This window comes from Leifsonia sp. KNZ12-8B, assembly GCF_056755495.1.
This window is the reverse complement of record NZ_JBPGXM010000136.1, coordinates 1-9,856: the sequence shown is the minus strand read 5'-3', so window position 1 is coordinate 9,856 and position 9,856 is coordinate 1. Positions and strand designations below refer to the sequence as shown.

Below are 9,856 nucleotides of genomic sequence, written 5' to 3'. Positions count from 1 at the left end.
GAGGCGCTGGTGGGGCGGGGTGCGGTCGTGGTGGTCATCAGGCGTTGTCCGATTCGCTCGCGCGCAGCAGTCGCATCTGCACGAAGGTGATCACGATGAGGATGGCGAACAGCGCCAGCGACATCGCGGACGCGTATCCGAAGTCGAACTGGCCGAAGGCCTTCTGGTAGATGTACATCTGCAGCACCTTGGAGGCGTCCGCCGGGCCGCCCCTGGTGGCGACCGACACGATGTCGAAGACCTGGAACGCGCCGATCACGTTGAGCACCACCACCAGCGCGAGGATCGGCCGCAGCAGCGGCAGCGTCAGCCGCAGGAACATCTTCGGCTCGCTCGCGCCGTCGAGGCGGCCGGCCTCGTAGATCGACGGCGGGATGGTCTGCATGCCGGCGAAGATGATGATCGACGTGTAGCCCATGTTCTTCCACACGTGGATGAGCGCGAGCGACGGGACGGCCCACTCGCGCGAGGTGAGGAACCGGATGCCGTCGCCGCCGAGGGCGTGCACCAGCTGGTTGACGATGCCGAGCTGCGCATCCAGCATCCACGACCACACGGTCGCGGCGACGACGCCGGAGATGAGGAAGGGCAGGATGATGAGGCCGCGCAGGACCGTCGACTCGGTCACCCGGTGCAGCACGGCGGCGGTCAGGATCGAGACGGCGAGAGTGAGCGCCACGGCGATGACGACGAAGTAGACCGTGATGCCGAGCGATTTCCAGAACACGTCGTCCTGGAACATCGCGACGAAGTTCTGCAGGCCGATCCAGGTCGGGGCGCTGAGAAGCCGGAAGTCGGTGAAGCTCAGGTAGATGCCGCGGACGGTCGGGTACAGGGCGAACACGAGGAAGCCGATCATCGCCGGTGCGATGAGGATCCAGGCCAGCTTCGCGTCGCCGCGGTGCGACGGTGCTCCGGCGTTGAGGGGACGGCGGGAGCGGCGCTTCGGCGTCCCGGCCGGGGGCGCCGGTTCGAGCCCGATGGGGGCGTTGGAGATCGTCATTGGTCTTCCTTCTCAGGGTTGCAGTGGACACACTAGGCATGGTTAATTGACACTGTCAAGTAACCGACATCCGCTAGGAGCTCCACATGCTCGACGGCTATGGCGCCGTTCTCGTCCTGCGCGCAGCAGGCACCTCCCTCGTCATCGACACCGCGGGGCGCGTGCCCCGCGTGCTGCACTGGGGAGCCGACCTCGGCCCGCTCGACGAGGCCTCGGCCGCCGCGCTGCGCGAGACCGGTGGGCCGGCCGTCCTCAACAACTCTCCCGACATCCCGCGCACGTTCAGCCTCTGGCCGACCGAGTTCGAGGGCTGGGCGGGCTCCCCGGCGCAGGAGGGCCATGCCGCCGGCTCCGCCACCACCCCGCGACCCCGCACGGAGGCGGTCCGCCACCGCGCTGACGGCGTGGACGGGGCGGAGGGCGGCACCATCGAGATCGAGCTCGCCGACGAGATCACGGCGCTCCGGTCGACGCTGACGCTGACCCTCGACCGCTTCGGCGTGCTGTCCGTCGACGTCACGATGGTGCGCGACGCCGCGCTCGCGAGCGGTGACGCCACGGTCCCGTACACCCTCGACGCCCTGCGCGTGCTGCTCCCCGTTCCGGAGCGCGCCGTCGACGTCCTCGACTTCACCGGCAAGTGGTGCCGCGAGCGCGCGCCCCAGCGCGGGCCGCTGTTCTTCGGCAGCCACGTCCGTCGCGCGCGCCGGGGCAAGCCGGGCCACGACGCGCCGTACCTCGTCGTCGCCGGGACCGAGGACCTCGGCTTCGGCCGCGGCGAGGCGTGGGCCGCCCATCTCGCCTGGAGCGGAGACGCCGAGTACGTCGTCGAGCGGCTGACCGAGGGGGCGGGGGCGCTCTCCGCCGTCCTGGGCGTCGGCGAGGGCCTGCGCCCGGGCGAGATCGCCCTGGCGGACGGCGACCGCTACGTCGCGCCGACCGCGCTGTTCGTCTGGTCGGACGCCGGCCTCGACGGGCTCGCCGGCCGGCTGCACCGCCGCCTGCGCGCCCGCCCGACGCACCCGCGCTCGCCCCGGCCGCTCACGCTCAACTCGTGGGAGGCGGTCTACTTCGACCACGACCTCGGTCGCCTGTCCGCGCTGGTCGAGCGCGCGGCGCGGGTCGGCGTCGAGCGCGTCGTCCTCGACGACGGCTGGTTCCACGGCCGCCGCGACGACACGGCGGGGCTCGGCGACTGGTTCGTCGACCGCACGGTGTGGCCGGAGGGCCTCACCCCGCTGGTCGACCTCGTCCGCTCGCACGGGATGCAGTTCGGCATCTGGTTCGAGCCGGAGATGGTCAACCTCGATTCCGACCTCGCGCGCGAACACCCCGACTGGGTGCTCGGGCCGCGCGAGCTGGGCGCGACCGCCCGCTCGCAGTACGTGCTCGACCTCACCCGCCCCGACGCCTACCAGCACGTGCTCGACCGGATCAGCGCCATCGTCGACGAGTACGCGGTCGACTACATCAAGTGGGACCACAACCGCGATCTGTCGGAGGCCGTGAGCGGGTTCGTCGGCATCGACCGGCCGGCGGTCCACGAGCAGACGCTCGCCCTGTACCGGATGCTCGACACGCTCCGCGAGCGTCACCCGCGGCTCGAGATCGAGACCTGCTCCGGCGGCGGCGGCCGGGTCGATCTCGGCATCCTGGAGCGCACCGATCGGGTCTGGGCCTCGGACTGCAACGACCCCGTCGAGCGGCTCCAGATCGAGCGCTGGACCAGGATGCTCCTCCCGCCCGAGCTGATCGGCTCCCACCTCGGGGCCGAGCGCTCGCACACCACCTCTCGCCGCACCGACCTCTCGTTCCGGCTCATCGTCGCGCTCACCGCGCACGCCGGCATCGAGTGGGATCTGCAGGAGGCGACCGAGGACGAGCTCGACCTGATCGCCCGCTGGGGCGCGCTGTACCGCGAGCTGCGGGGCCTCATCCACAGCGGGAGGATCGTCAACGCCGACCTCGCCGACGAGGCGACCGTGCTCACCGGCATCGTCGCCGGCGACGGCTCGCGCGCCCTCTACACCTGGGCGCGGCTGGCCACCTCGGCGCCCGGTCAGTCCGGCCGCGTGCGCTTCCCCGGGCTCGACCAGGAGGCCGTCTACACGGTCCGGGTCCGTGACGAGCTGGGCGCCGCCAGCCGGCACCAGAGCGCCGACCCCTCCTGGATCACCGCCGCGATGAGCCCGGCCGGGGTGTCCCTGCCCGGGGCCGTGCTCGCCGCGGCCGGCGTCCCGCTCCCCGCCCTCAACCCGCAGCAGGCGATGCTCCTCGACCTCGTCCGGACGGCCTGAGGCCGCCGGCCGGCGTCGGGCGTCCCGCTCCTCGAACGGCCCACCGCACCGATCGCCCCGCGCACCGACGCGCCGGGGCTCTTCAGAGAGGAAGAACGCATGACCCGCACGACACGTGCACGACGGGGCCTCCCGGCCATCGTCGTGGCGGTCGCGGCACTGGGACTGGCGGCCGGCGCCGCCCTGCCCGCCGCCGCGACGCCGGCCGCCAAGCCGACCCCCACCGCGACACCGACCACCGCGCCGACCGCGGCGGTCCCGACCCCGGCACCGCCGGCGGCCTCCACCGCCGACGCCTGGGCGCTCAAGCCCTACATGGGCTGGAGCAGCTACAGCATGCAGGTCTACACGACCCCGAAATGGATCACCGCCGACCAGATCGTCGCGCAGTCCGACGCGATGCACACCACGCTCCAGAAGGCTGGCTACGACCACATCAACGTCGACTCCGGCTGGACCGACCACGCCGACGAGAACGGACGGCCCGCTCCCAGCACCTCCCTCTACCCCGACGGCCTGCAGAAGGTCATCGACCACGTGCACGGCAACGGCCAGAAGTTCGGGCTGTACCTCATCCCCGGCATCTCGCCCGACGTGTACGAGAAGGCGTACCCGATCGCGAACGCGCCCGGCTGCACCACCCATGACATCGCGAAGCAGCCGCTGCAGCAGGCCGACTACTGGAAGATCGGCTACCGGATCGACTTCGCGAATCCGTGCGCGCAGAAGTACGTCGACTCGATCGTCGATCAGCTCGCCGCGTGGGGCGTCGACTTCCTGAAGTTCGACAGCGTCACCCCGGGATCCGGCGTCAGCGACCTCTCGCTCGACGCCCGCGACGACGTCGCCGCGTGGTCGAAGGCGCTGAAGAAGCACGGCATCTGGTTCGAGCTCTCCTGGGCGCTCGACATCAACTACGCCGACGTCTGGAAGCAGTATGCGAACGGCTGGCGCGTGGAGTGGGACGTCGAGTGCTACTGCAACGGCGAGGCCCTGACCCAGTGGGACAACATCAACCGCCTCTTCCCGCGGGCGGCCGATTGGTGGCGCCACGCCGGCCCCGGCGGCTGGAACGACTTCGACTCGCTGAACGTCGGCAACGGGACGATGGACGGCCTGACCCCGGACGAGCGACGCACGGCCATGACGCTGTGGGCCGTCTCGGCGGCTCCGCTCTCGATCGGCAACGATATGACGAAGCTCGACAAGCTCGGCGTCGAACTGCTGACGAACCCCGAGGTCGTGGCCGTCGACCAGGCCGGCGTGCCGGCACGGCCCGTCTCCACCTCCACCAAGCAGCAGGTCTGGTACGCGCTGAACGCCGACGGCAGCTACACGGTCGCCCTGTTCAACCTCGGCCGGGCCGAGGCGGACGTCGCCGCGAAATGGTCCGACATCGGACTGAACGGCTCGGCCACCGTCCGCGACCTCTGGGCGCGCAAGAACCTCGGGAAGGCCGCCGACGGCTTCACCGCGCAGGACGTGCCCATCCACGGCGTCCGCCTGCTGAAGGTCACCCCGGACAAGGGCGCGACGGTCACCGTCAACGACGACGCGCTCGGCGTGCAGTACGGCGGCGCCTGGACGCGCAACGGCGGAGCGGAGGTGGCCTCCACCACGCAGCCGCTCATTGTGAACGTGACCGACACCGGCACGCCCGCCCCGCCGACCTCGACGGGACCGGTCCGCACCACGGCGGTCAACGACACCGATCCGGCCATCGTGTACTCGGGCCAGTGGGGTTACAGCTCGGGCCGCGGCTTCGGCGACCACCAGGACGACGTGCACTACGCCGAGCACCCGGGAGACGCCTTCTCGTACACCTTCACGGGCACGGGCATCTCGTACCTGACCGAGCTCGACTCGTCCGAGGGCGACGCCGACGTGTACATCGACGGGCAGCTGGTGAAGACCGTGAGCGCCTCCAGCGACCCAGCGAACCCGCACGTGCCGCAGCAGACCGTCTTCACGACGAACGACCTCACGAACGGGCAGCACACGCTGCGCGTCGTGATGAAGTCCGGGCGGTTCATGCTGCTCGACCGGCTCGATGTGCTCCAACCGAGCCTGATCGACCCGTCGGCCGTGTCGTACGACACGAAGGCGCCCGCCGCGGCGACCTTCTCGGTGCTGCGCGACGCCGACGAGTTCACGGGCATCACCGCGAACGGCGCGGCGCTGAAGAAGGGCGCCGACTACACGGTGTCCGACTCGACCGTCACGCTGAGCACGGCGTACCTCGCGACGCTGCCGCTGGGTGCGACGACGCTGAACGTCGGCTTCCGCGGCGACCACCTGGACGACGTGCACGCGACGAAGGACGCCGGGGCCTCGGTCTCGTACACGTTCCGGGGCACGGGCGTCGATCTGGTCGCGCCCACCGGGCACGACCAGGGCGTCGTGGACGTTTACATCGACGGCACGCTCGTCAAGCGCGTCGACACCCACAGCGACACGCGTCGCACGCAGCAGATCGTGTTCAGCATGTCGGGGCTCCGCAACGGCGAGCACACCGTGATGGCGGTGAAGGAGTCGGGCGACGTGATGCGCGCCGACGCCGTCCGCTACACCGTCCGCTGATCCGCCGGGGTGGGCCGGCGCGCACGGCCCACCCCTCCCTCCCCGTCCTCACCCACTTCTCCTGGAGTCCCCGACCATGCAGATCACCCATGTCGAGGCGTTGCGCGTCGACGTCCCTCCCGCCGACCCGCCCTTCCAGTGGCGGGACGGGCTGAGCGGCAGCCCCGCGACCGGCGACGGCGCCGTCCTCCGGATCGGCACCGACAGCGGCGTCGAGGGGGTCGCGTTCCTGTCCCGCCCCGGCGCCTGGGCGATGCTCTCCTACCTCGCCGAGAACGTCTTCCGTCCCGAGCTCGTCGGCGCCGATCCGCTGCAGCGCGAATGGCTCTGGCACCGGATGTGGGAGCTCGACCGCATCCACGAGCTGCCGCTGTTCGTGCTCGGGCTGGTGGACACCGCGCTGTGGGATCTCGCCGGCCGCCTGCACGACCGGCCGGTGTGGCAGCTGCTCGGCGGCTTCCGCACCGAGATCCCGGCCTACGCCTCGACGAGCACATTCGCCGACATCCCCGAGTACCTCGACGTCGCCGACCAGGCGCTCGCCCTCGGCTACCGCGGCATCAAGCTGCACGCCTGGGGGGATGCCCGCCGCGACGCCGCCCTCGCCCTCGCGCTGCGCGAGCACGTCGGCCAGGAGGTGCCGCTCATGTACGACGGGTCGGCCGGCTTCGACCTCCCCGACGCGATCCGGCTCGGCCACGCGCTCGCGGACGCCGACTACCTCTGGTACGAGGAGCCGATGCGCGAGTTCAGCGTGAGCGCCTATGCCGCGCTCGCCCGGTCGGTCCGCATCCCGCTGCTGGTGGGTGAGACCTCCGACGGCGCCCACTTCAACTCCGCCGACTTCATCCGCGCCGGGGCCGCCACCTTCGGCGTGCGCACCAGCACGAACCTCCGCGGAGGCATCACGGGCGCCATGCGCACGGCCCACCTCGCCGACTCCTTCCTGCTGCGGGCGGAGGTGCACGGCTCCGATCTGCCGACGCACCATCTCTGCATGGCGATCCCCAACACCACCTACTACGAGTCGCTCGTGACCTCGAACCCCGTGCGCCGCGAGCCCGCGGTGGATGCGGACGGGATGCTGCGCGCCCCCACCGCGCCCGGGATCGCCCTCCCCGCCGGCTACGACTACCCGGCCGGCCTGGACCGGTTCGCCGCATGACCCGCCACGAGTTCCCCGCGCTGCTCGGGCGGGAGCCGCTGCCGACTCCCGCCGACTACGACGTCTTCTGGGCGGAGGCGCTGGAGGAGGCCCGCCGGCACCCGCTCGACCTGCGCGCCGAGGCCGTCCCCACCGGTCTGGCGACCATGGAGGTCTTCGACGTGTCGTTCGCGGGCGCGGACGGCCGGCCGGCGCGCGGCTGGCTCCGCCTCCCCCGGCACCGCACCGGCCCGCTGCCCGCGGTCGTGCACGCGAACGGGTACGGCGCCGGACGCCTGGCGCCCATCGACGACCTCACCTGGTCGGCCGCCGGCTTCGCCCACCTCACCGTGGACACGCACGGCCAGGGCGGAGGAAGCACCGGCCACCTCCTCGACGGGATCGAGGACCCGCGCCGCTCCTACTACCGCGGCGTCTTCATCGATGCGGCGCGCGCCGTCGACGCCCTCCGCTCCCTCGACCAGGTGGACGCCACCCGCGTGGCCGCCATCGGCAACAGCCAGGGCGGCGGCATCGCTCTCGGCGTCGGCGCGCTCGTCCCCGACCTCGTCGCGGTGCTCGCGCAGGCGCCCTTCCTGACCGACGCGCCCGACGGCCTCCGCTTCGCGCAGAGCGGGCCGTGGCTGGAGCTCCGCGCCTACCTCACGGACCACCCCGACCGCGCCGAGCAGGTCGCCGAGACCCTCGCCTACGTCGACGGCGTCACCTCCGCCCGCCACGCGACCTCCCCGGGCTGGATCAGCGACGGCTTGGCCGACGACATCTGCCCGCCGGAGACGGCCAGGGCCGCTGCCGAGGCGTACGCGGCTCCCGTCGTCCTCCGCGAATGGCCGGGAGCTGGTCATGAGGCCGGGGCGACCGCCGACCGCCAGGGGGCGCTCTCGGTGCTGCGGGAGCGCTTCGGCCTCGACGCCGGCAACGACAACAGCACCGGCACCGGCACCGACACCGGCACCGACACCAGCACCGGAAGGGGCGACGCATGACCGGGAGACTGCGCTGGGAGGGCCCGCCCGCCCGCTGGATCGAGGGCTCGCCGATCGGCAACGGCCGTCTGGGCGCCATGGTCCTGGGCGACAGGGACACGCTGCACCTGCAACTGAACGACGGAACCGTCTGGTCGGGCGACCCCGGCGCCTGGCGCTCCGAGCTCGCGGCCCTCGTGAGCGCCGGCGCCGGACCGGAGGCCCTCGAGGAGGTGCGCCAGGCTCTGCGGGAAGGCCGGCCCACCGACGCCGAACGGCTCCTGATGCGGTTCGAGGGCACCTACAGCCAGGAGTTCCTGCCGTACGTCGATCTGCGGCTGCGGCTGGAGGCGGCCGGCGCCGCCCTCTCCTTCGCCGGCCGCACCCTCGACCTGCGGGACGCCGTCTACACCGACCGCGTCGAGAACGACCTCGTCGCCGTCGTCCGCCGCTCGTGGGCCAGTCATCCGGACGGCGCCGTCTTCGTCGAGCTCACCGCCGAGCGGGGCCGGTTCGACCTGTCCCTGGCACTGACCACCCGGCTGCGGGAGCGCGGCCGGACGGTGGAGACCGGCTCGCTGGTGCTCGGCATCGAGCTCCCGCTCGACGGCGCGCCCCTCCACGAGCCGGACGTCGACCCGTTCCGCTGGGCCGGAGACCCGGCCCGACCGGGACACCCCGCTGACGCGCGCGACGACGGATGGCAGAACCTCGCCGCTGCGGCGCTACGGGTCGCCTCGGACGGCGTCGGCGGCGTCGCCGGCGACCGCCTCCTCGTCCACGACGCCACGACCGTCCGCCTGGCCTTCGCCTCCTCGACGGCGGCCGAGGACTGGTTCCGCGACGGGTCGGCGGAGCCGGGCCTCGACCGGCACCTCGCCCGCGCGGCCGCCCGGGCGAGCGACGCCAGCGCGCAGCCGGCCGACGAGGCGCTGCGCCGGCACATCGACGACGTGCGCCCGCTGCTCACGGCCGCATGGCTGAGCCTCGCCGGCGGCCGCGACGAGGTGGTCGTCGACCGCCTGCCGAGTGACGACGACCAGGCCATGATCGCGCCGGCGCTGTTCCAGTACGGCCGCTACCTGCTCGTCTCCTCCTCGCGGCCCGGCGGCCCCGCGGTGAACCTGCAGGGCCTGTGGAACGACGACCTCCGTCCGCCGTGGTCCTCGAACTACACCACCAACATCAACGTGCCGATGCACTACTGGGCCGCCGAGACGACCGGTCTCACCGACACGGTCGAGCCGCTCGTCCACCTCCTGGAGGTCATGGCGGCGACCGGAGAGGCGGCCGCCCGCGAGCTCTACGGCGCCCGCGGCTGGGTCGCCCACCACAACACCGATCTCTGGGGCTGGCCGCTCCCCGTCGGCCGCGGCCACGGCGACCCCGCCTGGGCGGTCTGGATGACGGGCGGGACCTGGCTGGCGACGCACCTGATGGAGCACTACCGGTTCACCCTCGACCGCGACTGGCTCGCGGCCCGGGCGTGGCCGATCCTCCGCGGGGCGGCCGAGTTCGGCCTGGACTGGCTGATCGACGAGGGCGGCCCCTGGCTCGTGACCTCCCCCTCCACCTCGCCGGAGAACCACTTCGTGCACGGCGACGGCGACGCGGCGGTCGACCGCGCCACCGCGATCGACCGCGCGCTGATCTCGCAGGTCCTCGACGACCTCCTGGAGGCCGCGGTCGTGCTCGGCCGGGAGGAGGACGACGTCGTCGCGCGCGCACGGGCCGCGCTGTCCCGCATCGAGCCGGACGCCCGGGGGGGCCGCCGCCCCCACCCCCCCTGGGCCCACCCCCCCCCCCGCCCCCCCCCCCCCCCCCCCCCCAAAGACCACCCCCGGGG

General features: G+C 72.6%; 6 protein-coding genes. 5 read left to right on the top strand and 1 reads right to left on the bottom strand.

The window, feature by feature from the left end; translation table 11 throughout:
• Nucleotides 1–37: 37 nt before the first annotated feature.
• Nucleotides 38–1,003 carry a carbohydrate ABC transporter permease gene (locus tag ACR9ZG_RS15955; RefSeq protein ID WP_481285834.1) on the bottom strand — a complete coding sequence of 322 codons (966 nt, stop codon included), beginning with the start codon at nt 1,001–1,003 and terminating at the stop codon, nt 38–40.
• Between the two features lie 86 nt (nt 1,004–1,089).
• Here ACR9ZG_RS15955 and ACR9ZG_RS15950 point away from each other — a divergent pair, with 86 nt between their 5' ends.
• From ACR9ZG_RS15950 to ACR9ZG_RS15930, 5 genes are all read left to right on the top strand, one after another.
• Nucleotides 1,090–3,300, top strand: coding sequence for an alpha-galactosidase (locus ACR9ZG_RS15950; RefSeq protein ID WP_481285833.1), 2,211 nt, complete (start codon nt 1,090–1,092; stop codon nt 3,298–3,300).
• A gap of 99 nt (nt 3,301–3,399) precedes the next feature.
• Nucleotides 3,400–5,880 (top strand): X2-like carbohydrate binding domain-containing protein, encoded by a 2,481-nt coding sequence (locus ACR9ZG_RS15945; RefSeq protein WP_481285832.1) that lies wholly within the window; start codon nt 3,400–3,402, stop codon nt 5,878–5,880.
• A 76-nt stretch (nt 5,881–5,956) separates the two neighbouring features.
• Entirely contained in the window at nt 5,957–7,045 is a 1,089-nt protein-coding gene (locus tag ACR9ZG_RS15940) for an enolase C-terminal domain-like protein (RefSeq protein WP_481285831.1), read from the top strand.
• On the top strand, nt 7,042–8,031 hold the full coding sequence (locus tag ACR9ZG_RS15935) for an acetylxylan esterase (protein WP_481285830.1): 990 nt from the start codon (nt 7,042–7,044) through the stop codon (nt 8,029–8,031). The genes ACR9ZG_RS15940 and ACR9ZG_RS15935 overlap by 4 nt, the downstream gene beginning before the upstream one ends.
• Nucleotides 8,028–9,856 (top strand): glycosyl hydrolase family 95 catalytic domain-containing protein (locus ACR9ZG_RS15930; protein WP_481285829.1); only part of this gene is annotated, 1,829 nt, incomplete at its 3' end. The genes ACR9ZG_RS15935 and ACR9ZG_RS15930, both read left to right, overlap by 4 nt.

Bases quoted from the DNA above. Each gene is read 5' to 3' on its own strand.
- ACR9ZG_RS15935 (WP_481285830.1), top strand. From the start codon at position 7,042: ATGACCCGCCACGAGTTCCCCGCGCTGCTCGGGCGGGAGCCGCTGCCG.
- ACR9ZG_RS15950 (WP_481285833.1), top strand. From the start codon at position 1,090: ATGCTCGACGGCTATGGCGCCGTTCTCGTCCTGCGCGCAGCAGGCACC.
- ACR9ZG_RS15945 (WP_481285832.1), top strand. From the start codon at position 3,400: ATGACCCGCACGACACGTGCACGACGGGGCCTCCCGGCCATCGTCGTG.
- ACR9ZG_RS15940 (WP_481285831.1), top strand. From the start codon at position 5,957: ATGCAGATCACCCATGTCGAGGCGTTGCGCGTCGACGTCCCTCCCGCC.
- ACR9ZG_RS15955 (WP_481285834.1), bottom strand. From the start codon at position 1,003: ATGACGATCTCCAACGCCCCCATCGGGCTCGAACCGGCGCCCCCGGCC.